The sequence below is a fragment of the Vibrio sp. CCB-PB317 genome (assembly GCF_022808245.1).
In the GTDB taxonomy this organism is placed as follows: domain Bacteria; phylum Pseudomonadota; class Gammaproteobacteria; order Enterobacterales; family Vibrionaceae; genus Vibrio; species Vibrio diabolicus.
This window is the reverse complement of record NZ_JALGNU010000001.1, coordinates 1,473,052-1,500,018: the sequence shown is the minus strand read 5'-3', so window position 1 is coordinate 1,500,018 and position 26,967 is coordinate 1,473,052. Positions and strand designations below refer to the sequence as shown.

The 26,967-nt window shown below is 44.9% G+C and carries 21 protein-coding genes; 14 read left to right on the top strand and 7 right to left on the bottom strand.

Features of this window, described 5'->3' with window-relative positions; genetic code table 11:
• Window positions 1-3 precede the first annotated feature (3 nt).
• Entirely contained in the window at window positions 4-1,932 is a 1,929-nt protein-coding gene (thrS, locus tag MTR11_RS06930) for a threonine--tRNA ligase (protein ID WP_005395892.1), read from the bottom strand.
• Between the two features lie 410 nt (window positions 1,933-2,342).
• Between thrS and MTR11_RS06925 the strand changes: the two genes are divergently transcribed.
• Complete coding sequence (locus tag MTR11_RS06925; protein ID WP_243327194.1) at window positions 2,343-3,320, top strand: DUF3187 family protein; 978 nt, start codon at window positions 2,343-2,345, stop codon at window positions 3,318-3,320.
• 6 nt (window positions 3,321-3,326) lie between these two features.
• Here the strand turns inward: MTR11_RS06925 and MTR11_RS06920 are convergent, their stop codons facing one another.
• Window positions 3,327-4,070, bottom strand: coding sequence for a sporulation protein (locus MTR11_RS06920; protein WP_005385491.1), 744 nt, complete (start codon window positions 4,068-4,070; stop codon window positions 3,327-3,329).
• 247 nt (window positions 4,071-4,317) lie between these two features.
• On the opposite strand from MTR11_RS06920, the gene hutC reads away from it, so the two are divergent.
• The 6 genes from hutC to MTR11_RS06890 all read left to right on the top strand — a co-directional run bounded on the left by hutC (window position 4,318) and on the right by MTR11_RS06890 (window position 11,797).
• Entirely contained in the window at window positions 4,318-5,025 is a 708-nt protein-coding gene (gene hutC, locus MTR11_RS06915) for a histidine utilization repressor (RefSeq protein WP_005395889.1), read from the top strand.
• A 128-nt stretch (window positions 5,026-5,153) separates the two neighbouring features.
• The gene (gene hutI, locus MTR11_RS06910; RefSeq protein WP_243327193.1) at window positions 5,154-6,404 is read left to right on the top strand and encodes an imidazolonepropionase; all 1,251 of its coding nucleotides are present in this window, start codon (window positions 5,154-5,156) and stop codon (window positions 6,402-6,404) included.
• Window position 6,405: 1 nt separating this feature from the next.
• Window positions 6,406-7,416, top strand: coding sequence for a formimidoylglutamase (gene hutG, locus MTR11_RS06905; RefSeq protein WP_085343159.1), 1,011 nt, complete (start codon window positions 6,406-6,408; stop codon window positions 7,414-7,416).
• Window positions 7,417-7,489: 73 nt separating this feature from the next.
• Window positions 7,490-9,187, top strand: a complete 1,698-nt coding sequence (gene hutU / locus MTR11_RS06900; protein WP_114322442.1) for a urocanate hydratase — start codon at window positions 7,490-7,492, stop codon at window positions 9,185-9,187.
• A gap of 11 nt (window positions 9,188-9,198) precedes the next feature.
• Window positions 9,199-10,734: a histidine ammonia-lyase gene (gene hutH / locus MTR11_RS06895; RefSeq protein ID WP_046874830.1), complete on the top strand. Its 1,536-nt coding sequence runs from the start codon at window positions 9,199-9,201 to the stop codon at window positions 10,732-10,734.
• Window positions 10,735-11,071: 337 nt separating this feature from the next.
• The gene (locus MTR11_RS06890) at window positions 11,072-11,797 is read left to right on the top strand and encodes a DUF3581 domain-containing protein (RefSeq protein WP_114322444.1); all 726 of its coding nucleotides are present in this window, start codon (window positions 11,072-11,074) and stop codon (window positions 11,795-11,797) included.
• 109 nt (window positions 11,798-11,906) lie between these two features.
• On the opposite strand, the gene MTR11_RS06885 is transcribed toward MTR11_RS06890, so the two are convergent.
• Window positions 11,907-12,368 carry a methyltransferase family protein gene (locus tag MTR11_RS06885; protein WP_243327192.1) on the bottom strand — a complete coding sequence of 154 codons (462 nt, stop codon included), beginning with the start codon at window positions 12,366-12,368 and terminating at the stop codon, window positions 11,907-11,909.
• Between the two features lie 73 nt (window positions 12,369-12,441).
• A complete protein-coding gene (locus MTR11_RS06880; RefSeq protein WP_243327191.1) occupies window positions 12,442-15,477 on the bottom strand; it encodes an FAD-binding and (Fe-S)-binding domain-containing protein in 3,036 nt (1,011 codons plus the stop codon).
• Between the two features lie 264 nt (window positions 15,478-15,741).
• Here MTR11_RS06880 and MTR11_RS06875 point away from each other — a divergent pair, with 264 nt between their 5' ends.
• From MTR11_RS06875 to MTR11_RS06845, 7 genes are all read left to right on the top strand, one after another.
• Entirely contained in the window at window positions 15,742-16,422 is a 681-nt protein-coding gene (locus MTR11_RS06875) for a DUF3334 family protein (RefSeq protein WP_006742601.1), read from the top strand.
• A gap of 209 nt (window positions 16,423-16,631) precedes the next feature.
• Window positions 16,632-17,327 carry a DUF2786 domain-containing protein gene (locus MTR11_RS06870; RefSeq protein WP_005395879.1) on the top strand — a complete coding sequence of 232 codons (696 nt, stop codon included), beginning with the start codon at window positions 16,632-16,634 and terminating at the stop codon, window positions 17,325-17,327.
• Window positions 17,328-17,544: 217 nt separating this feature from the next.
• Complete coding sequence (locus MTR11_RS06865; protein ID WP_005377956.1) at window positions 17,545-18,204, top strand: OmpA family protein; 660 nt, start codon at window positions 17,545-17,547, stop codon at window positions 18,202-18,204.
• Between the two features lie 76 nt (window positions 18,205-18,280).
• Window positions 18,281-19,255: a J domain-containing protein gene (locus tag MTR11_RS06860; RefSeq protein ID WP_243327190.1), complete on the top strand. Its 975-nt coding sequence runs from the start codon at window positions 18,281-18,283 to the stop codon at window positions 19,253-19,255.
• Between the two features lie 177 nt (window positions 19,256-19,432).
• A complete protein-coding gene (locus tag MTR11_RS06855) occupies window positions 19,433-19,615 on the top strand; it encodes a hypothetical protein (RefSeq protein ID WP_005377960.1) in 183 nt (60 codons plus the stop codon).
• Between the two features lie 413 nt (window positions 19,616-20,028).
• Entirely contained in the window at window positions 20,029-20,421 is a 393-nt protein-coding gene (locus MTR11_RS06850) for a SulA-like leucine-rich domain-containing protein (RefSeq protein ID WP_065645308.1), read from the top strand.
• A 202-nt stretch (window positions 20,422-20,623) separates the two neighbouring features.
• Window positions 20,624-21,727, top strand: a complete 1,104-nt coding sequence (locus MTR11_RS06845) for a phosphoribosylaminoimidazolesuccinocarboxamide synthase (RefSeq protein ID WP_005377963.1) — start codon at window positions 20,624-20,626, stop codon at window positions 21,725-21,727.
• Window positions 21,728-21,805: 78 nt separating this feature from the next.
• Here the strand turns inward: MTR11_RS06845 and MTR11_RS06840 are convergent, their stop codons facing one another.
• The 3 genes from MTR11_RS06840 to MTR11_RS06830 all read right to left on the bottom strand — a co-directional run bounded on the left by MTR11_RS06840 (window position 21,806) and on the right by MTR11_RS06830 (window position 26,829).
• Complete coding sequence (locus tag MTR11_RS06840) at window positions 21,806-23,479, bottom strand: alkaline phosphatase D family protein (RefSeq protein ID WP_243327189.1); 1,674 nt, start codon at window positions 23,477-23,479, stop codon at window positions 21,806-21,808.
• A 329-nt stretch (window positions 23,480-23,808) separates the two neighbouring features.
• Entirely contained in the window at window positions 23,809-24,186 is a 378-nt protein-coding gene (locus MTR11_RS06835) for a hypothetical protein (RefSeq protein ID WP_005377965.1), read from the bottom strand.
• 288 nt (window positions 24,187-24,474) lie between these two features.
• Window positions 24,475-26,829: a helicase-related protein gene (locus MTR11_RS06830; RefSeq protein ID WP_243327188.1), complete on the bottom strand. Its 2,355-nt coding sequence runs from the start codon at window positions 26,827-26,829 to the stop codon at window positions 24,475-24,477.
• Between the last annotated feature and the right edge of the window lie 138 nt (window positions 26,830-26,967).

Sequence of the window (26,967 nt, the reverse complement as noted above, 5' to 3'; positions counted from 1 at the left end):
AGCTTATTCCTCCAGATTGAGCTTACGGCTAGAGATCTCGTCTTGGATGTATGCAATAAAATCATCCACTTTAAATTTACCAAGATCTTTACCTTTACGAGTACGTACTGCAATTTCGCCAGCTTCCATTTCTTGGTCACCAACAACAAGCATATACGGTACACGCTTCAAAGTATGTTCGCGGATTTTAAAGCCAATCTTCTCATTTCTCAAGTCCGCTTTAGCTCTAATTCCACTTTTTTGTAGTTTTTGTACTATTTCTTGAACATAACCTGACTGTTTATCAGTAATGTTCATAAGAACTGCTTGTTCTGGCGCCAACCAAGTTGGGAAGAAACCAGCATATTCTTCGATAAGGATACCAATGAAGCGCTCTAGTGAACCTAGAATCGCACGGTGAATCATTACCGGTACAAGACGTTCGTTATTTTCACCTACATAAGTAGCGCCTAGGCGACCTGGTAGGTTGAAGTCTAGCTGGACAGTACCACACTGCCAAGCGCGGTCTAGACAATCGTATAGTGTGAATTCAATCTTAGGACCGTAGAACGCACCCTCACCTTCTTGAATTTCGTATGGGATATCCATCGATTCAAGAGACTGCTTCAATGCTTCTTCAGATTGATCCCAGATTTCATCTGAACCTACACGTTTCTCTGGACGAGTAGACAGTTTCACTACGATGTTGTCGAAACCAAATGTTTGGTACGTATCGTACACCATCTTGATGCAGTTTGTTACTTCTTCTTGGATTTGGCTCTCAGTACAGAAAATGTGAGCATCATCCTGAGTAAAGCCACGTACACGCATAATGCCGTGCAGTGCACCAGATGGTTCGTTACGGTGACATGAGCCGAACTCTGCCATACGTAGCGGTAGGTCGCGGTACGATTTTAGACCTTGGTTGAAGATCTGTACGTGACCTGGACAGTTCATTGGCTTAATTGCGTATTCACGGTTCTCAGAAGAAGTTGTGAACATTGCATCAGCGTATTTATCCCAGTGACCTGAGCGTTCCCAAAGAACACGGTCCATCATTAGCGGACCTTTTACTTCTTGGTAACCGTACTCATCTAGCTTAGCGCGGATGAATACTTCCAGATCACGGAAAATAGACCAACCATTGTGATGCCAGAACACCATACCCGGTGCTTCTTGCTGCATGTGGAATAGGTCTAGTTGCTTACCAATCTTACGGTGGTCACGCTTCGCCGCTTCTTCTAGGCGAGTTAGATGCGCTTTCAGTGCTTTCTTATCGTGGAAAGCCGTACCGTAGATACGTTGAAGCATTTTATTGTCGCTGTTACCACGCCAGTAAGCACCTGCCACATTCAATAGAGTGAAGTGTTGACAGAAGCTCATGTTAGGAACGTGAGGACCACGACACATGTCGATGTATTCTTCATGGTGGTAAAGACCTGGACGATCATCACGAGATACGTTTTCGTCTAGGATTTCCACTTTGTATGGTTCGCCACGTGATTCAAACGTATCACGCGCTTCCTGCCAGCTTACTTTTTTCTTAACAACTTCGTACTTGGTTTTCGCTAGCTCTTTCATACGCTTTTCAATCTTTTCAAGATCTTCTTGCGTTAGAGACTCATCTAGGTCGATATCGTAGTAGAAGCCGTTGTCGATGGTTGGACCAATCGCCATTTTAGCTTGTGGGTAAAGCTGCTTAAGAGCGTGACCAAGAAGGTGAGCACAAGAGTGACGAACTATTTCTAGACCGTCTACTTCATCTTTTACGGTGATGATTTCAAGGCTTGCGTCTTCTTCAATTAGGTCACACGCATCAACGCGGTTACCGTTTACACGACCAGCGATCGTTGCTTTTGCAAGACCAGGACCGATCGATTGCGCAACTTCCATAGTAGAAACTGGGTTGTCAAATTGACGCTGACTGCCGTCAGGAAGAGTAATAATAGGCATGCTATGTCCTTTACAGTGGTGTTGCACACCAAGCAACACATGTTATTCAAATTAGAAGCTATTTGTTGAAAATAGTTGAGAGTCAATAAAGGCCTCTCGGTAACACGAATACCGGACCGTTATCGAAAGTGGGATTGTACCTAGCTCACATTTAGATTGCAAAGCGCGATTTTGTTTTATCATAAGAACTTAACCTCAGGCCTCGTTGCGACAATCTGATGATTCTTCTTAAGGGCTCACATACCTTGTAAACGGAGTTACCCCCTCCCAATAGAACTTGAATACACAACTGGTATAATAGTTCCTAATACATATTAACTAACACAGGACCCAGCACACCTAGTTCCACCTCAAAGTGCAATTTAGGTATATAGTTGTTTTATTGAGTAGTTTGCATGTAGGTGTTCATCATGATCTATTTCAAATCGCGCTTTATGGGGCTTCTAAGCATTTCGATATGCTGTGTACCAGCCATGGCATCAGATGACCTGTATGGGCCGCTACGTTCTTACGCACAATCTCCGATGCAAGTGGTTAGCCATACCAATATACTGCGCTCAGGACATAGCCTTCCCTCTGACTTTGTCGAAACCTATGGCTCAGGAACCGTGGCTAGTGTTTGGGCTCATACTGATGAATACGCACTGGATTATTACCACAACCAAATCGAAATTGGCAGCAAGTGGCAAATCAATAGCCGTTGGCAATGGGAACTCAATTATCGGTGGGTTTTTGCCGCTGATAACCATTTAGATGGACTGACGAAAAGCTTCCATAACCTTTTCGGTATCGGACAGAATGGCCGAGACAAAGTAGACAGAGATCGTTTTCACATTTCAATGCCGCAATATGATGTGCTAGAAGACGACTTCGAAGGACAAACGCTTGCCAACAACTTATCTACTTATTTGCAATATCAAGTGTTTCAGAATGAACATCACGGCCTATCTATTGGTGGCAGCTTATATTTTAATGATGTTGCTCACGGGACTTTTCAAGGCAGTAATTTCGAGCAAGGCTTCCAAATAAATTACAGTTATTTGAGTGACGCCCATGCATTTTACTCGATGGTTGGCATGACTTTTCGCTCAGATGATCGCGCCTTGCTGGATCTACCCTATCGGCATAATACGATTGCCGTTGCAGCTGGGTACCGTTATGCATTGGAAGATAACCACCACCTGATGTTTGAATACCATTGGTATCAAGGCTCAACAGAAGGACCCGCAGAGTTTGCTGATGCCTCTAATGAACTGGTATTAGGCTATCGATATCTCATTGAAAACTCCGCGCTTGAGTTTTTAGCCGTTGAGAACGCACGAAACATGGATAACAGTACCGATATCGCTTTCACAATAGGATATCGGTACATATTCTCATCAAGTTGATGAGAACTATAGATTTAGCGTTGGTGCAACCGCGGCAGCGACTTGAGCATCAGTTGCATTGATCGGTAACGTAAACGAGCGATATTGGTCACCAGCCAAGCTGAGCGAACGGTCAATCTCTGCCAAACAATGCATGACCTGCCCTTCCAGAATAAAAGAAAGCTCAATTTCTTTTGATGAGATAAAGCCGTTATTTCGGAACTCTAGCTCTTGATAAATTCCAGAGCGAGAAGCAAACGAGCCACCGCGCAAAAAGCCTTTTTCAACATCGGCTTTAACCATAGTGAAACCAGCTTGCTCGATCGCTTGAATAACCCGAGATGCTACTGGTAGTGGTTTCACTTCAATATAGTCACGGTCACGCGGGTCAATCGCAAAATCAATATCTAACGTCGTTTCAACCCAAACATGGCATTGATTCTTAAGTGCGCTAACCGCAGTAATTGGCGTTTCATCATGCAGTTTTAGCTCAAACGGAACCTGCTTCTCTTCATTAGGTTGAATCACAAAGGGGTCTACCGCCTTCAGCTGATCAATAGTGAACGTTTGGTAACTTACGCTATCATCCACTTCGACTTTCATCTCTGTGTTCAATTTAATCGTAATAGCATCAATTTGTTGTTCGACGTCTCCGCCTTTGATATGAACATGCCCTTTCAGCGTCGCTCCTTGAAACACGCTCATTTCGTCTAAAATCGTATCTACTTTTGCAGAACCAATCCCCAGTGATGCTTTCAATTTTTTAAACATGTTTTTCCTTTTTAGCGACTTTTCTTCTAATAATCGTTTGTTTACACAATTGTTTTATACTCTGCAAGCAATAGACCACAAGAAAATGTTCGAATTCCATCATCAATCCAAATAATGCTCAGCAGCAAGAATCATTCAGCCCCACAATAGGATTGTTCTGTCACTAAGTGGTGCATTCGTCGAGAAATGTTTGCAATTTGTACCTAAATTAAGCAGTATTTGTATAGTCAAATAAAAGGGAATCATTATGTCTGCACCACTCTACATTCAAATCAAACAATTTATCCTCGATAAAATTGATTCTGGAGAGTGGATAGTCGGTCATCGTATCGCCACAGAGATTGAGCTTACCGAGCAATTTGGTGTCAGTAGAATGACAGTGAACAAAGCAATTCGGGACTTAGTTAATGAGGGCCGATTACAACGCCGCCCACGCTTAGGTACGTTTGTGTGTGATCCTGGTGAAAAGTCAGAATCTCCTCTGTTAGACATTCGAAACATTGCCGAAGAAGTCAGCGACCGAGGGCGACAATATAGCAGTAAAGTGCTCAAACAAGTTGCCATAAAAGCAGATGACAGCATTGCGACAAAACTCGGCGTCATGCTTGGCACAACGGTGTTTTACAGTGAAATCATTCACTATGAAGACCAAACGCCTATTCAATTAGAACTCCGCTGGGTGAACAGCCAATATGCCCCGAGTTATTTAAATCAAGACTTCACACAAATCACTCCGAATCAATACCTGTCAGATAATTGCCCACTCAGCGCTATTGAACATACCGTAGAGGCAATTGTGCCTGACGGCCGTATTAAGCAAGACTTAAAAATGCAAGCCAATGAGCCTTGCCTTCTCTTGAATCGCAGAACGTGGAGCCAAGATAAGTTAGTCAGTACCGCCCTACTTTATCACCCTGGTAACAAATATAAGCTGAGCTCAAAAGTGCTCATTTAATGACAAGATTGGTCCTATAGATCTACGTTTGATCACATTTTAGCAACATCAATCTTGTCAGTGTTCTTATTTTGCTCTATTTATTTGTATATACATTTAATGATACAAATAAACACAGGGACACAAACATGGATTTGCTGATTGAAAACGCACGTCTGGTCACCATGCAACCGGGAGAGCGCGGTTATCTGCCAACGTCTCCTGCTCGTATTGGCATTCAATCTGGAAAAATCGTTGCGATCAGCACCTGTGCAATTGGTGAAGACGAACCGCAAACCGAGTCTCTGCTGTCTGCCCAACATTACGCTCAGAGTATCGACCTTCAAGGCAAGTTAGTTCTGCCAGGTTTGATCGACTGCCACACTCATCTTATTTACGCGGGCAATCGTGCCAACGAATTTGAAATGCGCTTAAACGGCGTGCCATATCAAGAAATTTCCAAACAAGGCGGTGGGATACTTTCAACGGTGCATGCGACGCGTTCAGCAACCGAAGCGCAATTAGTTGAGTTAGCGTTGCCACGTTTAGACGGGCTACTCGCGAGCGGCGTCACTTCTGTCGAAGTGAAATCAGGCTACGGATTGACACTGAATGATGAAGTAAAAATGCTCCGTGCAGCCAAAATGCTTGAACAAGAGCGCAAAGTTAAAATCACCACTACACTTCTCGCCGCTCACGCCATTCCGCCAGAGTTCCAAGGCCGTGCAGATGACTATATTGAGCACATTTGTCAGGACATAATCCCTGTTGTCGCAAAGGAAGAATTAGCCACAAGTGTCGATGTTTTTTGTGAATCGATTGGTTTCAATCTTGAACAAACAGAAAAAGTGTTTGTAGCTGCAAAACGCCACGGCTTAAAGGTTAAAGGGCATACAGAGCAACTTTCGAATCTCGGTGGTACAGCCCTCACTGCGCAATACAACGGTCTGTCAGCGGATCACATCGAGTTTTTAGATGAGCAAGGTGTTAAAGCACTTGCTCGCTCAAACACTGTCGCCACTCTACTGCCTGGCGCTTTTTATTTTCTAAGAGAAACTCAGTTACCACCGATTGAGTTGTTGAGAGAGCATAACGTGCCGATGGCAATTGCTACGGACGTCAACCCAGGTACATCACCGTTTTCTGATCTCACACTCATGCTGAATATGGCGTGCACACTATTTCGCCTTACGCCGCAAGAAGCACTGCGTGGTGTAACGCAACATGCAGCCAAAGCTCTGGGTTATCAAAACTCACGTGGCACCATCAAAGTAGGGTTTGATGCGGACTTCTCTATCTGGGATATCGAAAGTCCTGCAGATTTAAGCTATCAAGTAGGAGCAAAACGTCTAGTAGGTCGTATAGTAAATGGTGAATACATTTCACACGGAGGCCAATAATATGTCTCAATTCGACTTACACTCTCCCCTATTTCATTGGCAAGGCCGTCATGATGCCGAGGACGGCAAACTTGGTCAGCGAATTCATCACGTGGTTCAACGCCAGAAAGCAGATGAGTTAGGGGCAGTTGCGCATGGCGTCTCATTACTGGGTTTTGCTACCGACGCTGGCGTAGCCAGAAACAAAGGACGCATTGGTGCGAAAAAAGCGCCAGATTTAATCCGACGAGCACTCGCTAATTTAGCATGGCACCAAGACGTCCCACTATATGACTTAGGCACCGTGGTGTGCGAAGACGACTTACTGGAAGAGAGCCAATCTCTATGTGCGGCAACCATTTCAAGCGCACTACCTCATACGCCTGTCATCGTGTTAGGTGGCGGGCATGAGATTGCGTGGGCCTCGTTTTCCGGCTTAGCGGAGTATTTTAAAGCGCACTATCCAGAGAAGAAGCCTAAAATCGGTATCATAAATTTCGATGCGCATTTCGATTTACGCGCATTCGAGAGCAGCATCGCCGACATCAAACCAAGCTCTGGCACTCCCTTCAACCAAATTCATCATTTTTGCCAACGCAATGATTGGGACTTTCATTACGCTTGCATTGGCGTAAGCCGCAGTAGCAACACTAAAGCGCTGTTTGAAAAAGCAGATGCGTTAAATGTTTGGTATGTAGAAGACAATCAGCTTTGTTACCTAAACCACAGTTATCACTTAACTCAGCTTCAACATTTTATTGACGACTGTGATTACCTCTATTTGACCATTGATCTGGATGTATTTCCTGCGGCAACCGCACCTGGGGTCAGCGCCCCTGCGGCTCGAGGAGTAAGTTACGACACAATTGCACCATTTTTAGATCGAATTCTTCATTACAAAAATAAGCTCATGCTGGCTGATATCGCCGAATACAACCCTAATTATGACGTCGATAGTCAAACTGCACGCTTAGCTGCCCGTTTGTGTTGGGATATCGCCAACGCGATGGCGGAAAAGCAACACAAACCATAACGCATCCTAGATGCCACTTATTATTACGACCAAGCAAGTACTTGGTCATCACGAGAAACTAAAGGAGTCTGAAATGACACAGCGCCAGGGACAAGATCCACGACTTGATACAAGCAGAACAATTCGTGCACCTCACGGAGATAAACTGCGCGCAAAATCTTGGCTAACCGAAGCCCCTCTTCGTATGCTGATGAACAACCTCGATCCTGATGTTGCAGAACATCCACATTCGCTGGTTGTATATGGCGGCATTGGCCGTGCGGCACGAAACTGGGAATGTTACGACAAGATTGTTGAAGTACTTGAAAGACTCGAAGATGACCAAACGCTTTTAGTTCAATCAGGCAAGCCTGTTGGTGTTTTCCCTACCCATAAAAACGCCCCACGCGTGCTTATCGCAAACTCAAACCTCGTTCCTCATTGGGCAAACTGGGAACACTTCAACGAGCTAGATAAACAAGGCTTGATGATGTACGGCCAAATGACCGCTGGCAGCTGGATATACATTGGCTCGCAAGGTATCGTACAAGGCACATACGAAACATTCGTATCTGTTGCGAAAAAACACTTTGACGGCGAAGCAAAGGGCCGTTGGATTCTAACCGGTGGCCTTGGTGGCATGGGTGGTGCTCAACCTCTAGCTGGTACAATGGCGGGCTTCTCCATGATTGCAGTAGAGTGTGATGAATCGCGTATCGATTACCGCTTACGTACAGGCTATGTCGATAAGAAAGCGACATCTTTGGATGAAGCGCTTGCTATCATCAAAGAATCGGACACACCAGTATCGGTTGGTCTACTGGGTAATGCAGCAGACGTTTTCTCTGAGTTGGTAGAACGTAATATCACGCCTGATGTAGTAACAGACCAAACGTCTGCACACGACCCGCTCAATGGCTACTTACCACAAGGCTGGAGCATGTCTCACGCTGCAGAAATGCGTTTGCAAGATGAGGCAGTGGTCGTTAAAGCAGCCAAAAAATCCATGGCAGTGCAAGTTCAAGCCATGTTAGAGCTACAAAATCGCGGCGCCGCAACACTCGACTACGGTAACAACATCCGCCAGATGGCCTTGGAAGAAGGCGTAGAAAACGCATTTGATTTCCCTGGCTTTGTTCCAGCCTACATTCGTCCATTGTTCTGCGAAGGTATTGGTCCTTTCCGTTGGGCTGCTCTCTCTGGCGATCCTGAGGACATCTATAAAACCGACCAAAAAGTAAAAGAGCTAATTCCAGATAATCCGCACTTACATAACTGGCTAGATATGGCGCGCGAGCGCATTCAGTTCCAAGGTTTACCTGCACGTATTTGCTGGGTTGGCCTGAAAGATCGTGAGCGTCTTGGTCAAGCATTCAATGAAATGGTGAAAAATGGCGAACTTAAGGCGCCTGTTGTCATTGGTCGTGACCACTTAGACTCTGGCTCCGTAGCAAGCCCGAACCGAGAAACAGAAGGCATGATGGACGGTTCTGACGCCGTATCAGACTGGCCACTATTAAACGCACTACTCAATACGGCGGGCGGCGCAACTTGGGTTTCACTGCACCACGGTGGTGGCGTAGGTATGGGCTTCTCACAACACTCAGGTATGGTTATCTGCTGTGACGGCAGTGAAGATGCCTCAAAACGTATTGCCCGCGTGCTGCATAACGACCCAGCAACAGGCGTGATGCGTCATGCTGATGCGGGATACGATATTGCTAAACAATGTGCAGCAGAGCAAGGGCTAGATTTGCCAATGCTCAACGAAGAACTGAAGAAGCTCAAGTAAGGATGAAAGAGATGTTAAATTTAACGCTAAAGCCAGGTCATATTAGCTTAAACGAACTACGCCAAGTGAGCCGTTCACCAGTCAACCTTACTTTGGATCCTGAAGCCATTCCGGCCATTGAAGAAAGCACGCAAGTCGTGGATCGTGTCATCGCGGAAGATCGAACGGTTTACGGAATTAACACTGGTTTTGGACTATTGGCTAACACACGAATAGCACCAGAAGATTTAGAAACACTGCAACGCAGTATCGTTCTTTCTCATGCGGCAGGTATCGGTGAGTTTATGTCAGATGAAACGGTTCGTCTGATGATGGTATTAAAAATCAATAGTCTGTCTCGTGGTTTTTCTGGTATTCGCCTAAAAGTCATTAATATGCTGACCGACCTAGTTAACGCACAAGTTTACCCTTGCGTACCTAAAAAGGGCTCTGTCGGCGCATCAGGTGACTTAGCTCCTCTGGCCCATATGAGCACAGTATTACTAGGTGAAGGACAAGCTCGTCACAACGGTAACATCATTTCTGGGCAAGAAGCGTTAAAAATCGCAGGTCTAGAACCCATAACTCTGGCACCGAAAGAAGGCTTAGCGCTGCTAAATGGTACCCAGGCATCAACAGCGTTCGCATTAGAAGGTCTGTTTATCGCGGAAGATCTTTTCGCTTCGGCTACAGTATGTGGCGCAATGTCTGTCGAAGCCGCTCTCGGCAGCCGACGTCCATTCGATCCGCGCATTCATCGTGTACGTGGTCATCGCAGCCAAATGGACGCTGCACTGGCCTATCGTCATCTATTGGATACATCAAGTGACATTGGTGATTCGCATACTAACTGTGAAAAAGTGCAAGACCCATACTCACTGCGTTGTCAGCCGCAAGTGATGGGCGCGTGTTTGCAGCAAATCCGCAACGCTGCCGAAGTATTGCAAGTAGAAGCGAACTCCGTATCAGATAACCCGTTGGTGTTTGCTGAAGATGACGACATCATCTCTGGTGGTAACTTCCACGCAGAGCCTGTTGCAATGGCAGCTGACAACCTAGCACTGGCGATTGCTGAGATCGGCAGCCTGTCTGAACGTCGTATGGCATTGCTTATCGATAGCGCATTATCAAAATTACCACCGTTCTTAGTTGATAATGGCGGTGTGAACTCTGGTTTCATGATTGCCCAAGTCACCTCTGCTGCGCTAGCAAGCGAAAACAAAACGCTCGCTCACCCAGCGTCAGTAGACAGCTTGCCAACATCAGCAAACCAAGAAGATCACGTTTCAATGGCAACCTTCGCGGCTCGCAGATTGAAAGAAATGGGAGAAAACACTCGCGGCATTCTGGCGGTCGAATACCTCTCAGCAGCACAAGGCCTAGACTTTAGAGCACCAAACAAGTCTTCTGAGCGTATCGAGATTGCCAAACAAATGTTGCGTGAAAAAGTATCGTTCTACGATAAAGATCGCTACTTTGCGCCGGACATTGAACAGGCGAATACTCTGCTTAAGCTGGCTATCCACAACACGCTCATGCCAGAGAGTCTATTACCAAGTATTCAGTAATCCAGCATTACCAGCACTTAATCTAAAAACCGGATGATAACTTGAAGGCTCCACGTGTCGCGTGGAGCTTTTTTATCTCCTCATTAAACGTATTCCCAGCGATCTTTATGAACACTTGCATATTGTTATTGCTATACTTTTAAAAATAGCCGACGTAATAAAGTCGCTGTTTATTGCTTTCACAAATAAAAGCGTTGCTAAAGTATGCGTTTTTAACGATTTATCCGCCGAAATAGTGTCTTATTGTTAGGATACGGTGAAGTTTTCACTGGATGGACCATTGCTACGCAGATATTCGCATATAATCCCACACAGTTTTGGTTACTACGTAAAAATTATGTTTCTAACACCTTATTTTTCAAACACTAATCACCAGTTTCAGTTCACTCGCGAACAAGCAAGCCACTTTGCAAAACGTGTCGCAGGTGACTACAACCCAATCCACGATGAAGACAACAAACGCTTTTGTGTCCCTGGGGACTTACTTTTCGCAGTGCTTCTTAGTAAAGAAGGCGTCAGCCAAAAGATGCGTTTTAACTTCTCTGGCATGGTAAACGATGGTGTAGCACTTCATATTGAAAATAAGTGTGAAAAAGAAAGCGCCGTTGTTGACGAGGCCGGTAAAGAATACTTACACATGTCCCGTGAAGGTGAGACTAACCACGATCCCGCATTTATTGAGCATGTCGTAACAAATTACGTGCAATTCTCTGGCATGAACTTCCCTCACATCATGGTTCCTCTTATGGAAGAGAAGCAAATGATGATCAACTGCCAACGTCCATTAGTTATTTATGAAAGCATGGAAGTTGAATTTTCACGCTTAGACCTTACACATCCTGAAGTGGATTTCACTGGCGCAACGTTCGACGTGGAAGGCAAACGTGGGGTAGTCACCTTAAACTTTGCGTTCAAAGAAGACGATGAAGTCGTTGGCAAAGGCATCAAGCGCATGGTTGCAAGCGGCTTGAAGCCATATGACCAAGAAGCGGTTGATGACCTTGTACGCCGTTTCAATGAACGTAAGGATGCATTCCTAGCAAAGTTCGTTAAGGCAGCCTAATCGACTGCCTCAACTCAAGAAGCGCAAAAACGTATTTAAATAAAGAAAGCCCAAAACTGATGTTGGGCTTTCTTTTTACTTCTTATCCAAATGAAACCGAACTCGACGCTCAAATCCAGCGGCGGACGTGGTTTTTATAATCCACATACTCTTCACCAAACAATTGCTCTAGGACACGTTCCTCTGGCTTGATTTGAAATCGATTCATATAACTGACAAATACGACGCCACAAAGCACCACACTCAAATGCTGCCACCACAAACCAATTGCAATGATTAGAAGCAGTAGCGCCATATACATCGGGTTGCGCGAAAAAGCAAATACACCAGTTCTCACCACGGAAGAGGCCGTGTCAGGCTTTACAGGGTTAACCGTCGTTTTTACTTTATGGAATTCATACACACCAGCAATGCCCATATAACCAGAGAGCAAAGTTAACCCGCCAACCACAACCTCGACAAAGGGCACGCTAATATTCAGGCTCGGCACCAGAACTGTCAGTCCATACATGAGTAGTATGACCAACAAAAACACCGCAACAGGTGGGACTTTGAGTTCAAGTTTTCTCAAGATTCATATCCTTTGAAATTGTTGTATGTGACTTCTAAAAAAGCCCAGTAAAACTGGGCTTAATTTGATGTGATTATATCAAAGTTAACAGCGCCTGAACGGGATGTTTGGGCTTTGTTCCTTCAAAGCGTTTCACTTGGCTGCGGCAAGAGTAGCCAGTAATCAAACATCTCTCGTTATTTAACTTATCTAGGTTTGGCTTCCAGCTTAAATTGTAAATGTCTTTCGACATCGACAACTTATCGACCTCGTGACCAAACGTACCCGCCATACCACAACAACCAACCGGTACCGTATTTAAAACCGCACCAAAGTGAGCAAAAATAGCGCCCCACTCTTTTTCCGCATTCGGCATTTTGGTTTTTTCAGTACAGTGCGCAAACAGATACCAAGGTTCCTGCGCCTTATGCTCTCCGCTTTCAAACGCTTCTAGTCTTGGGTAAAGCCATTCGTGGGCCGTTAGTACATCGAAATCACCTCGCTTACTGCCAAGTACTTCAGCGTATTCATCTCGATAACACAGCACCAATGCAGGGTCGACACCAACTAATGGAATATCCAAATCCGCTACCATCGCCAAGAACTTCGCGGTATCAGCTGCTGTATCCTTAAACTGACGTAGAAAGCCTTTAATGTGTTGTGCTTTACCATTCGGCTTAAATGGCAGAAGCACCGGATGCATGCCCAGCTTTTTCAATAATTTAACGAAGTCTTCTACGACATCGGCGTCGTAGTAGCTAGTGAATGGGTCTTGAACAATTAAAACATGCTTGCTCTTTTCAGACGAAGACAAACCGCTGAGCGCTTGCAAATCATAAGGCGTTGTCAGCGACTCTACTCGTTGTTTCAACGTAGGTACTGATAACAACGGCGCATCGACATACCCAACTGTTGAAGCCGTTAAGCTCTTGACCCACGACTGCTTCAAAACACCGTTTACGACACCTGGCGCTTTCGCCATCATCGGCAGCATAGTCTCTATGTTCGCAACCAGATAATCTTTTGCTGGACGTTGGTAACGAGAGTGATAAATGTTTAAAAAGCGTGAGCGGAAGCTCGGAACGTCGACTTTGATCGGACACTGGCTCGCACACGCTTTACACGCTAAACAACCATTCATCGCTTCATACACTTCGTGGGAGAAATCGTATTCGTGACGACGATTGATAGAATGACGTACACGGTCAATCATGGTTTTGATTGATGTTTTGTTTTCTAGTGTTTGCTTTTCTAAGTCAAGGATATCAATGCCTTGTTCAGTGAGCTGACGCAACCACTCGCGAACCAAACCCGCACGACCTTTCGGTGAATGACGACGATCGGCTGTTACTTTCATCGATGGACACATTGGCGAGCTGGTATCGTAGTTAAAACACAAACCGTTACCGTTACACTCCATCGCTTGCTTAAAGCTGTCACGTACTTGAACGTCAATCTGACGATCGAAGTAACCACGTTTGGTATCGGTAACTTTTACTAACTCTGCATCACTATCAAGCGGCGTACAGATTTTGCCCGGGTTCATTTTGTTGTGTGGATCGAATGCCGCCTTCACACGTCTCAGCTCAGTAAACAACTCATCACCGAAAAACTCAGGGCCATATTCTGAACGGAAACCTTTGCCGTGTTCACCCCACATCAAACCGCCGTATTTCGCCACCAGCTTAACCACTTCATCAGAAACTTCGTGCATCAATGCTTCTTGGTGCGGGTCACACAAATCCAACGCAGGACGTACGTGAAGCACCCCGGCATCGACGTGACCAAACATGCCGTAATTCAGAGACTTGCTGTCTAACAGTTCTCGAAACTCTACAATGAAGTCCGCCAGGTTTTCTGGTGGCACACAGGTATCTTCAGCGAATGCGACCGGTTTAGCGCGGCCTTTTGCTGCGCCTAACAAACCCACCGCTTTTTTACGCATGTTGTAAATACGCCCGATACTCGCTACATCGTTACAGACTTGGTAACCGATGATGCCCGCTTCTTCTGTTTCCAGCATGGTATCGAGCTTGGCGGTCAGCGCTGCAACCTGCGCTGCAACTTCTTCTTCGTCCTGACCTGCATATTCCACCATATTGATGCCAAGCATCTCTTTATTTGGAACATCGGTAAGCAAATCACTCACGGTGTGCCAGACGATATCTTGCTTCGCGAGATTAAGCACTTTCGAGTCAACGGTTTCTACAGATAGCGCTTTCGCTTCGACCATCAACGGTGCATTACGGAGCGCAGAGTCAAAGCTGTTGTATTTAACGTTAACCAAAGTACGTGCTTTCGGAATTGGCGTCAGATTTAGCTTCGCTTCGGTAATAAATGCCAATGAACCTTCCGCACCACACAACACTCGTGTGATCTCGAAACGATCATCGTCTTCATCTAGCGCGTTCTTTAAGTCATAGCCCGTTAGGAAGCGGTTGAGAGGAGGAAATTTATCCACGATCTGCTGGCGTTTTTCACGACATACGGATTCCGTCACTCGTAGCGCCTTGGCAGCAAACTCGCCTTCTTTGGGGTAGCCGTTGGACAGATCTGATTCTAAAACTGAGCCATCAGCAAACACCGCTTGTAGCGACAAAACATGATCGGATGTTTTTCCGTATTTCAGAGAACCTTGACCAGAAGCATCGGTGTTGACCATGCCGCCAATCGTTGCACGGTTACTGGTAGATAAGTCTGGAGAGAAGAAGTAGCCATAAGGGCGAACAGCGTCATTTAACTGGTCTTTCACTACACCAGTTTGTACACGAACCCAGCCTTCTTTCTCATTAATCTCAAGCACTTTGTTCATGTGGCGAGACATATCCACCACAATACCTTTGGTTAGCGACTGACCATTGGTCCCTGTGCCGCCACCACGAGGTGAAAAGGTAATTCGTTCGTACTTTTCTTTATTGCTCAGTTTCCCGAGGAGAGAAACATCTTCTGTCGTTTTGGGATGAACGACAGACTGAGGAAGTTGCTGGTAAACACTGTTGTCAGTGGCAACCGCTAGTCGGCTTGAATATTGGCTTTCGATATCACCAGTGAATCCGGCGTGCTCAAGCTCTTTCAGAAAACTAAGAACAAGAGGATCGACATCAGTTTGCGAGTGTAATCTTGGTAACATTTGCTTCCTGCCCCTACGACGCTGAATCCGATCAGCTGCGGGTTATGTAATTATTTGCTCACTTATCATACAAGTTGGCGTTCAGCGAAACAAAACACCACAAAAGAGTAAGTGAAGTAATATTCTTTGAATTTCGTCACTTTACAACATTTAAAAAGACGAGCAAATCAGAATCTCGATACAATAATTAAACTTATGCTTTATTTTTTCACGCTTGATGCCTTACATTGGGGAACGAATCGCGTTTCTAGATGAGTTTTCAGAATGAAAAAAAATAAAATTGTGACCACTGAAGATATCCTTCTCAAACTTTGCCAGTCTGTTTCTGGCGTCCTAACTTCGGCGACATCTTCTCAAGTAAATTACTCTGCAATGGTGCAAAAAATCCACAAGACTAGCCTCAAGCCAGATTTTGGCTGTTTTGTTCTGTTTGATGGCGGGTTTACCGGGCTAGTCGTAATTAATTTTACGGCAAAAGCCGCATTAGAGATCTACACCAACTACATGCGTAATATGGGTATGCCAGAAGAAGAACTGGCAATATCTCATACTTCTGACGAGGTGGGAGATGTTCTGGGTGAACTAATGAACCAACTGGTTGGAGATTTCACCAATAAAATTCGTAAAGAGCTGCAAACGAACATCACACAAAACCAGCCAAAAATGATGGCGCTGAATAAGCAAGTCATCTTACAAGTGGATACCAACCTTGACCGCCCTCAAGCTCGCCGAGTGACGTTCTCCACCGAAAATAACAACATTTTCTATCTGGAGTTAGCGATGGACAAAACTGAGTTCATCCAACTAGAAGAGTTTGAAATCGCAGAAGACGAAAATCCAGACGATATTTTAGAAGCAACACGTAAAAATATGGCTGAGAAAGAATCTAAATCGTCGAGTTCGAACGATGACGCCGATGATTTACTCAACCAGCTCGGGTTGTAATTCCAACTAATCTTAATGAAGAATGGCTTCTTAGACACAAGTACGACTTCATACTGATTATGACGAACTAAAACGCCTAGCCTCGACTTCCGCGGGGCTTCTTTTTATGTCCATAAACCACCTTCACTCCCACCTTGTATTTCGTTTTTATGTCAAAAAAGGTAATATGTCTGACTTCATAAATTTTCTGCTTTCGTTACTGGTTGTCGATGGATAAACAAAAAGCTCTGAAAAAAATCGCCAAGTGCTTAGAACTGGGCAATTCCGCTAATGTTAATGAGGCTGCCAATGCTATCAAAATGGCACATCGCCTCATGCTCAAATATGGTCTGGATAAAGACGATATTGAGTTTATCAGAATGGGGAAAACACAATCTTCCCACCTACTACCAGCGAATATCAGTTCTACCATATTGCGAGTGATTCGCGGCATTAACACTAAATTCGGTGTTGAAGCGGTGTTGTTGAATCACAAAGGGCTCAAACGTGTCGAGTTTATCGGTGAAGCAGATCGCGCGATTTTTGCTGCATTTGCTTTCGATATTATTTATCGCGAGATGAACGAAAGTACCGGACAATTCCGAAACAGCTTCGCAGGTACGGGCACCTCTTCTCAAGAGGTGACTCGCCGCGTGAACTCATTTGTATCTGGTTGGGTAGAGGGCGCGATAGAGAAACTTCCAGTCATTTCCCCAGACGAAGAGTCGGCCAACAAAATCAATGATTATATTGATAAAGAATTCCAAAACATTGACCGCGAAACCTTCAAGAAGCAACTGAAAGAAGCGATGAAAAACCTAACCGAAGACTACGAAGTGGGCTTGAAAAAAGGTAGAAGAGTCTCCGTTAACCGTGGTGTTGGCGGCGAGCAAGCGCGTAAAATGTTGGGCAATCCATCGAAATAACCAGAGCAGCAATTGATTGACGTAGATTCCAATATTCTAATGTTATTGGGACCTACTTTTTGAAGTTGTGATAGTAACGATAAGAATTTTCTTACAGAAACTCTTATCAATCTTACTTTCTCATAACAAATATCAATGCTTACTTATTCATAATTCGCATCCCATTATGAGGCATGGTTTCGCCTCAGTTTTATACGGAGATTTTCCCTTGAAAAAGATGCCTATTGCACTAGCTCTAGTGCTAGCTCTTACTGGCTGTCAAGCCACTCAACGCCAAAATGCAACAACGGGTGAATACGAAACTAACTCAACCACGCAAGGCGCGCTTATTGGTGCTATCGCTGGTGCAGCAATCGGTCTAGCAACGGGCGATGACGCTAAAGAACGCCGTCAGCATGCGCTCATTGGTGCGGCAGCTGGCGGGGCGACTGGCGCTGGCGTTGGTTACTACTTTGACCAACAAGAAGCGGAATTGCGTCGCGCTTTGCTAAACTCTGGTGTACAGGTTCAGCGTGTTGGTGAGAACCAGCTTTTACTGCGTATGGAAAATGGTATCGGCTTCTCATCAAGCTCTTACCAGCTTGATGCTAGCATTCATAATACTCTACGCGGTGTTGCTCGCATCTTGGTTGAATACCCAGATACCAGCCTTGTTATCGACGGTTACACTGATAGCACGGGCAGTGAGTCATACAACCAAACGTTGTCTGAGCGTCGTGCAGAGTCCGTACGTCAATTCCTAGTATCTCAAAACGTTGCACCTGGTCGTGCAATTGCACGTGGCTACGGCGAACGTAACCCAATTTGCTCAAACCAAACTTCTGAAGGTCGTGCGTGCAACCGTCGTGTTGAAATCCAGATCTTGCCACTGAAGTAATTTGGTTGCACCATAGCGGTAATAATAAAAAATTACCGGAGCAGGCCTAACCATAATCGTTAGGCCTGACATATCAATGTCTGTCAAAACGCCTGCCCTACTCTGCTTATTTAGCCTCAGCTTTTCTGGTTACTCGCTTGCCTCGCAAGCTCCAAATGACCCCATAGAACAATACGAGTACGCACAACAATTATTGGCATCAAACAAAGCTGAAGCCTCACCAGAAACGCGTTACTGGCTAGAGCAATCCGCCAACCAAGGTTACCTCCCTGCGCAAAAACAGCTCGCGAACGACTTTGCTAAAGGGATAAATGGCGAAAAAAATGAAACACAAGCGTTATATTGGCTAACCTCTATCGCACTCAATGACCCAACCGATCGGGGCTTTCTTCTCGCTAACTTTATTCAGCGCAATCAAGATAAGGTCACAGCATCTCAATTGACTGAAGCTTTGTATCAAATGGCTTCTCAGCATAATCCAGCAGCAGAACAGGCTTATAATCAACTGTTAGAGCAGCGCTTCAATCAACTGCGAGCTAAACAAGTCTCGCAAATAAAGTCGCTCGATAAAAAGGCTGAACAAACACAAGAAGAGAAAAGCACAGTTGCAAACCCCAAGGTAGAATACTCGCAGTTTTTATGGCTGATCTGGCTAGCGGCGATACTCATCATCAGCGGCTTAAGCTTCTTCGTAATCAAGAAACATAAGCAGAATAGAAAAGCGCTTGAAGCCAAAGAGGAAAGCCAAAATCAGCGAATGGCGGCAAAAGTTAAAGAGCTAGAGTTTACGAACAAGCAACTGAAACGCCAGCTAGAGAAAGTATTCAAAGAATTTAAGAAATCCAAAACTCAGGTAGAAAACCATAAGCTAAGCGTCGCGTGTGCTATGTTTGGCTACACACCACAAACCATCCCTGATTTACAAGCAATCAAGCTACGCTATAGACAGCTATCAAAGCTTTATCATCCGGACACAAGAGGCAGTGAAGAAGAAATGAAGCGACTCAATCATGCCTTTAAGCTTGTCTCACAAAATGTTACAAAACAGTAAAAACAGGTCAAGAAACTTTGGCTAGCATGCTTTTAGACCCATATAATCAAGCGCCGCAATCGATCTCCCTCTCAAACAAATTAACAGACATTTAACTTAAGTCTCGCTTTTATGCCATAATGCCCGGCGCAAAATAACACCTAACGACTCAAATTAATCTAGGTGGGGAGAAAATCAATGTTCACTGAAGAAGGCACCTGTGATTGGTGTAAAAAACCTAGTCTTGTAACTCGTCACGATTATTTAGATGGCAAGCACCATTACTCATGTAAAGCTTGTTACGACATGGCGAAAATCGACGTGCGCCTATTTAACCAAGGCGAATTGCAAATGCGCGAACGCTTGCAACGAGCGAGCTAAGCAAGACGGAATCAACGGAACTGATTTTCAAAGGCGCCTTTTAAGGCGCTTTTTTGATCGGCCAAGCCCTATTTCCAATCTCTATCTCGTATTCCCTCCTATCCTACATAGCATGTCGCATCGGTTATCAGCCCCTCTCCTACTGTATACAAACCACTGTCCGTGAAACAACACCTGTATATACAGTAGTGAACCCCTGTATGTATCTCGTCCAATTTTCTACTCATCTCACATTTTTAAATTGATGTTAGACATATCAGAAATAAAAAATAACCAAATAAATTCAAATACTTAAAATATAAACCTTTTATTTTCTTCTCAAGAAACCGCAAATAACTTTTGAGAAACGGGTTGATCAGGTCGCCAAAACAAACTACTGTATACACATACAGCATGTATAAAGGAACAGTAAGATGCAGTTACAAAGTCAATCTCATACATACTCTCGTTACAACGTATTGGCACAAGCAACTCAGCCCATGGCCGTTTCGAATCAGCTTCTATCTAAGCTGGCTGTTTTATCGCAGCAGAAACAATGGATTTTGTTTACAGCAGACTGCCCTCGCCCAGACTTTGAACAACTCACTGCTTCTAATATTTGCTGTAAAAACGTGATTCAAATGAAGCCTTCTCAACAGCTTTCAGAAGTCGAGATCGTGATCAAAGCCATCCGATCAGGCAATGCCAGTGCTGTTGTCGCATCCAATAAAATTGCACTTATGAATCAATCTATGTTGCGCGACATGGCGCAGCGCTATCAGTGTGAAGTCTTTTTCGTCGAAGGCAGAGTTAATAAGTACCACTAATAAGTTCGACGTTATCCATCCTGCATCTCGCCTCCTTTTTAAGGAGGTTTTTTTGTATTAAAGAAAACAGGCAAACGTTTGCTTTTTCTCTGGCGAGTTAAAATAGTTCTGGTATGATGCCCACATTCGATTTATTCAGCGGCCAAACTTTGCTGAATATCTTCTCTTTCTGACGTTTGATTAAGATGATAGGAATGTCGCAATGAGCCTTGCTAATCAAGTACTTGCCGTCAATGACGACCTGCCAATTCGCACCCATAAACCCGTTCATAGTGGAAAAGTTCGTTCAGTTTACTGGTTAACTGAAGAAGACAGCGCCCGACTGATCAAAGAAAAAGGATACAATGTCGCGCCAGATGCGCCTTTGGCTATCATGGTGATTAGCGACCGAATCTCTGCGTTCGATTGTATTTGGCATGCTGAAGGTGGTCTTAATGGTGTCCCGGGTAAAGGGGCTGCGCTTAATGCGATTTCTAATCACTGGTTCAAACTGTTCAAAGAAAATGGCTTAGCAGATAGCCATATTCTAGACATTCCTCACCCTTTTGTTTGGATTGTACAAAAAGCCAAACCGGTAAAAATCGAAGCCATCTGCCGCAAATACATCACGGGTTCGATGTGGCGCGCTTACGCAAATGGCGAGCGCGAGTTTTGTGGAATCCAACTTCCTGAAGGGTTAGGAAAAGACAAAGCACTGCCAGAGTTGCTCATGACCCCATCCACAAAGGGCATTCTAAAAGGTATTCCCGGTGTGCCAGAAGCGGATGACGTGAATATTACTCGTCAAAACATCGTAGACAACTACGAAGCATTTAACTTCTCAAGTGCCGACGATATCGCACTCTACGAAAAACTGCTGAAAGAAGGCTTTAACGTTATCAGCCAAGCGTTAGAAGAAATCGACCAAATCTTTGTCGATACCAAATTCGAATTTGGTTATGTTCATGATGCTGCTGGCAATGAAAAGCTGATTTACATGGATGAAGTGGGTACACCAGACTCGTCTCGTATATGGGATGCTAAAGAGTACCAAGCAGGTCACATCGTAGAGAACTCAAAAGAAGGTTTCCGCCAGTTCCTACTTAACCACTTCCCTGACCCAGATATCTTGCTAAACAAAGAACGTATGCCAGAGCGCGAAGCACTCGCTCGTGATAATGCTTTACCCGTCGAATCTTTGATGGCGATTTCGAGCACCTACATTGGTATTGCCGAGAAGATTACAGGCAAGCCGATTCATTTGAGTGAGAATCCGAAAGCGGAAATCATCGAAGTTCTGAGCAAAGAATACGGATTGATTGACTAGCACTGTCGCTAGATTGCTAAACGCTTTCCAATAAAAAGTCCGCACTAGCTCGCGGACTTTTTTCGTATTAGGCTCAGTTTAGCCGATATTTAACGTAGTGCCATCTGTTATAGAGGCTGACTTAGTCGTCACCTGATATGTTTTGTCTTTAATCGTTGATACGAAATACCAGGTCGACTCTGCCTTGTCGGGCGTAAAAGTAACGCGCATAAAGCCACGCTGTTTGATGTCTGCCCACTGTAATTCTGACACTAAGTGCGGCAACGTGTATTCCATTTGAGCGATCGCAACAGGATCTAACGCTAGGTAGGCCTCTAACCCAGGGGAACTCACCGAGCTAGTTGCAAACTCTATCCCGATAGGATGCTTAGATACGTCTTTAAGCTCACTTGCCCATGCGTTGTGCGTATCTCCTGCCAAGCAGACAAAGTTACCACTGTTGGCTTTGGCCAGTTGATAAACTTTCTCTCGCTCAACGTAGTAACCATCCCATGCATCTAGGTTATACGGGAGAGAAATGGTATCTGAACTTGGGTCAGAGAGGTAACCCGTAATCGCAGAGTTTACTGCTAATAACGCCTCTGTTTTTTGTTCTTCAGTGGCAGTAAACAATTGAAACATAGCGGTCATCACCGAACTTGGCAGCTCCATACGAGACATTAACACTTGTTGCCCTAGCACATTCCAAGTTGCGTCGTGCGTACTGAACGCATCCATCAGCCAAGCGAGTTGGTCAGCGCCTAACAGCTCTCGGTCTTCACTGCGCGACTGAGCAACTAAACCGCCAATCGCTTCCATCGTTGGAGAGCTGAGCGAGAAGTAATCCAACGGTTTATCACGCCCCACAAGTCGCGTGTCGAGCATCATCAAATTGACTAAACTTCCAAACGAAAACTGACGGTAAATCAGCATGTTTGAGAAAGTGTTTTCACGAACGGGCAACCATTCTGTCCACGCGGCAGCCGCAGCTGCACGACGATCATTAAAGCTGCCTTCCTCTTCTTGATGGTTTTCCGCACCATTTTTCCAAGTATCATTTGCAAGCTCATGGTCATCCCAGACAGCAATCATTGGTAGGCTCGCATGTAACGCTTGTAGATCAGCATCTTGGCGATATTGCGCATACCGTTTTCGGTAATCATCTAAGGTAATGCATTCAGTGCCTTTGCTTGGCTCTCGCCCTAGTGCCTCAGCATCTTCACTAGCGTAGCCACCAGCACCATACTCATAAATGTAATCACCGAGATGAAGCACCACATCAAACGGGTCTTGTTCATGTTGATTTAAGATCTCTCGATACACATGGAAATAGCCTGCAGGATAGTTTGCACAAGAAACAACAGCCATGGATGCCTTTTCTACACCATCTTCTGGTAATGTTTGAGTTTGCCCGACTTCGCTAGTGACATCTCCAACCATGAATCGATAGTAGTAGCGAGAATTTGCGTTGAGATTTTGAACATCGACTTTTACCGTGAAATCTCGGCTCGTGTCTGTGGCAAAAGTGCCACTTTGCACGATATCAGTAAAATTTTCGTTAGATGAAACTTGCCAGCTTACATCTGCGTAGCTCGCTGAGGTTGTAACACGAGTCCAAATGATTACTTGTGTTTGAGTAGGATCTCCACTCGCCACTCCGTGCTCAAAGGTAACCGCAACAGATTCACTAGCATCGCTACCACAGCCCACCAGCCCGGTAACAATAGCCGTTGAAGAGGCAGCTTTCATAAAGTCTCGACGAGACAAAGACATATTGACTTCCTTTCTTATTGTGTTTGTTTTTATGCCCAAATGACGTGGTGACTCAATCATCCTTGTGTGCCAATAAGGGACGTTAATTCGAACTTACAGTACCAACCACTTAGTCGGTAATTTGTCCTAAAAACACAAAGTTAGAAGCTAGTTATGACAATTGCATTTCCAAACGTTACATTTTTGTTAATTTAAGTGCAAATACTCTATATTCATCACACTTCCAAGACCTGTGACAAAAACCTCAAAATAAAAAAGCGACCTACTTTGAGGTCGCTTTTCATTGCACTCTTGTTAAGTGGTACATTGATGAAGTGGAAATGCTCAGCCTAAAACTTGATGTTAAGGACATCTTGTTCTGACGTGTCCACCTTCAACTGACTGCGAGATTCTATGTACTCGATTTGCTGAACATCGAGCGAATATGGCATAACGACTCGCAATTCATTGATCCCTTCATGTTTAGCTAACTGGGTTAAGCGGACCAAATTGGATTCATCACTTTTACGAGAAGACATCGATTTTAATGCGGCATCCCACAACCGATCTTCAGGCTTGCTCAATTCCGCAATGTTCTGTTTCCACATCAAACCGAAAATAGGCGCGATGGTGGCAAATGCCTCTAAAAAGGTCCATTTTTTACTACCTGTCGCCCCTAAAAAGCTAGTGTAGTCGAATTCAATGCACGTCTTTCCTTGTTGATCCATTCTATGCCCCCGACACTCGAAAATGAGATATACCAAATATCGTTCAACTGTTTTGATATAGCAATGGGATATAAAACATTCGTCTTTTATGCACTAATTTACATGCAAAAGGAAATATTAAAACCAGCTTTGTAACAACTGATGTACAGCTTCGCCATATATAAGCATTCAATTGATTAATATTTCAATTAAGAAACTAAAAACAACACGTAAGTAACGCTATCAATATGAAATCATTATAGATTCACCAAAAAAATATCAATTCTTGTCACAACGTCATCCGCCTACCTACTTCACATCAATCACTCGACTGGCCTTTTTATACTGTATCTTCCAACCAGCCCAGCGTGGCAGCTCCCAACGCTTTGGATCCCCCTTACGGTTTCCCTCTCGATAAACGACCTGTACCAGCTTGCGAGACGCGTAATACTCAACATCCAGTTGGAGTTCTGGCAGCGAAAGTTCTAAAGGGTACTGCTCCGTGAAATCGTCGTATTCCCATTCTGGAACACCGTTAAATGTTAAGTCTTCCGGTTCAAACAACGCCATATCATCGACATTTTCAACGCCTAATGTTTCCAACTGATCCTTTAACCAGCTAGAAAATGTCAAGGAGGCCAAGTCGTTAACCTCTTCTTCTTCGACATTAAGGCCCAATGCGTTGTAGAGTTTCCAGTGTTGGATTTGTTGTTTTCTTTGAGAAGCAAAACCTGGTAACAGTGTCTCATCTTCTATCATTTCGACAATAGACTGAACAGCAACATCACCTTGTAACGCTTGGTGTTCAGAACAGACTGTTCGCCCGGCGTAGACCAAATGCATTGTTGCTCTTGGCGTCTCTTCTTCATAATTAGTCTCACCTTGTTGCCACTCCCCAAACTCAAGTTCGCGTAATAATGTTAGCGGGATAGGCATCATGACCGATGCGAGGTTCAGTGTTTGCTTAACGCCTCGTCCTGGCACGCTATGGCTATCTAGCACGATGGCCGCTTCTTCTTTATCAGGAAAGCGGCTGTTACGCCCAACCAGCATCTCGACTACGCCATTTCCTAGAGCATCTCTTCGACGAGCTCGTCGGACAAACACAAGCTCAGGGTGCAATGAGGCGATGGAGAAAAATAGCGCTTCACGTTTATATCGAGAAGCAACGTCAAGTTCCGGTAATTCAAATACTTCTCGCATTTGTTTTGCTAAACCTTGTGCCTCTTCGAGTGCGCTGGCATCAATGACAATTCCTGAAAGTCGCTCACCCCGGACCAAACGGATAAGCAAAGAGGCATCACATCCGTATGGCTCTTCTTGAGATAGAAGCTCAGCAACTTCACCACTTTGTCGCTGATAGAGCTGCGCAGGCACAGATAAGGCGGCAGCCAAATCAATCATTGCTTCCTTCTCTGGCTTCGCTTGAATTCTGGTAACAAGATCGGCAAACAGTGCATCAATGGGTAGTGGATATACTTTTCTCCCGTGCTGCGTAACATTGCCATCCTCATCAATTGCTTCCATAGATAACAACGTCGAATGAGATGCCTCTAGCGACTTTGGAGGAATTGAGTCGAGAAAATCGAGTGTTGAGAGACGGTACCCACAACAAGCCGCTGCCAGCATAGGCTCAACGAGCTCTTCTCTGTGCAATTCTGGAGGCGTCACTAATTCTAAAGGCGCGTGTTCACCATATAGACGAATACAAGCCCCTTCAGCAACACGGCCCGCCCGCCCCATTCGCTGCGCGGCGCTGGCCTTAGAAATGTGGGTCAGCGTTAACGCTGTGCGACCGTTACGTTGAATGGTTCGACGCTCTAAGCCGCTATCAATGACAACTCGGATGTTAGGTATCGTTAAGGAGGTTTCCGCAACATTGGTTGCCAATACGACTTTTCGTTGTTTTTGCGTAGTTAACGCGCGGTGCCGTTCTTCATCACTAACCGAGGCATGAAGTTTGACCACCATGACATCGCCGCAACTTTGTAACATCTGAGCACATTGGGTGATCTCTTTGCGTCCAGGCAGGAAAACAAGAATATCGCCATCTTCATCTTCCAATGCTTCTTTTACCGCTCTGAAAACCTCTTGTTCACATCCCTTCTTATTCGGTAAATAACGGCTGTCTAAAGAACGATGTGTCACCGTGACTGGAAAGCAACGCCCTTCAGATTGCAGACGCTTCGCATTCAGGTAACGCGCTAGCTTTTCGCCCTCCAGCGTAGCGGAAGTGACGATCAACCGATGTTGATTTTCTTGCTTCAAAATTGCGGTTAATAGATCAATATCCCAGCGTCGCTCGTGAAATTCGTCCACTATCACGATATCGAAGCCTGCTAGCTTGTTTTCCGCAAACCAACGCAGTGCGACTCCCGGAGTCACAAATACAACTTCGGTTTTTTCATCAAAGTAGGCATGAAGCTTGATCGCGTAACCGACTTTGCGACCTATTGGCTCACCAGATTGCTCCGCAAGATATTCAGCCAGCGAGGTACAAGCAATTCGACGTGGTTCAATAACCAGCACGCGTCCGTGTTTTGCCGCCCACATAGGCAAACGGGTAGATTTACCTGACCCGGTTTCGGCTTCCACCACGAGATGGTTTTGGTTCACATGTTGGTCAAACTCAGCTTGCAGGCTGTCGATAGGTAGTTGAAACATAGAAATTGGATTTGATTTGATGATGCAGAACATTATACCCAAGTAAAAAAATCCTGCTTTACGTATCTCTAAACAACCAATATTGCCGATATTTTCGGCGGTATCTGAGTTTTTTTGCGACATTACATTGATGTGCAT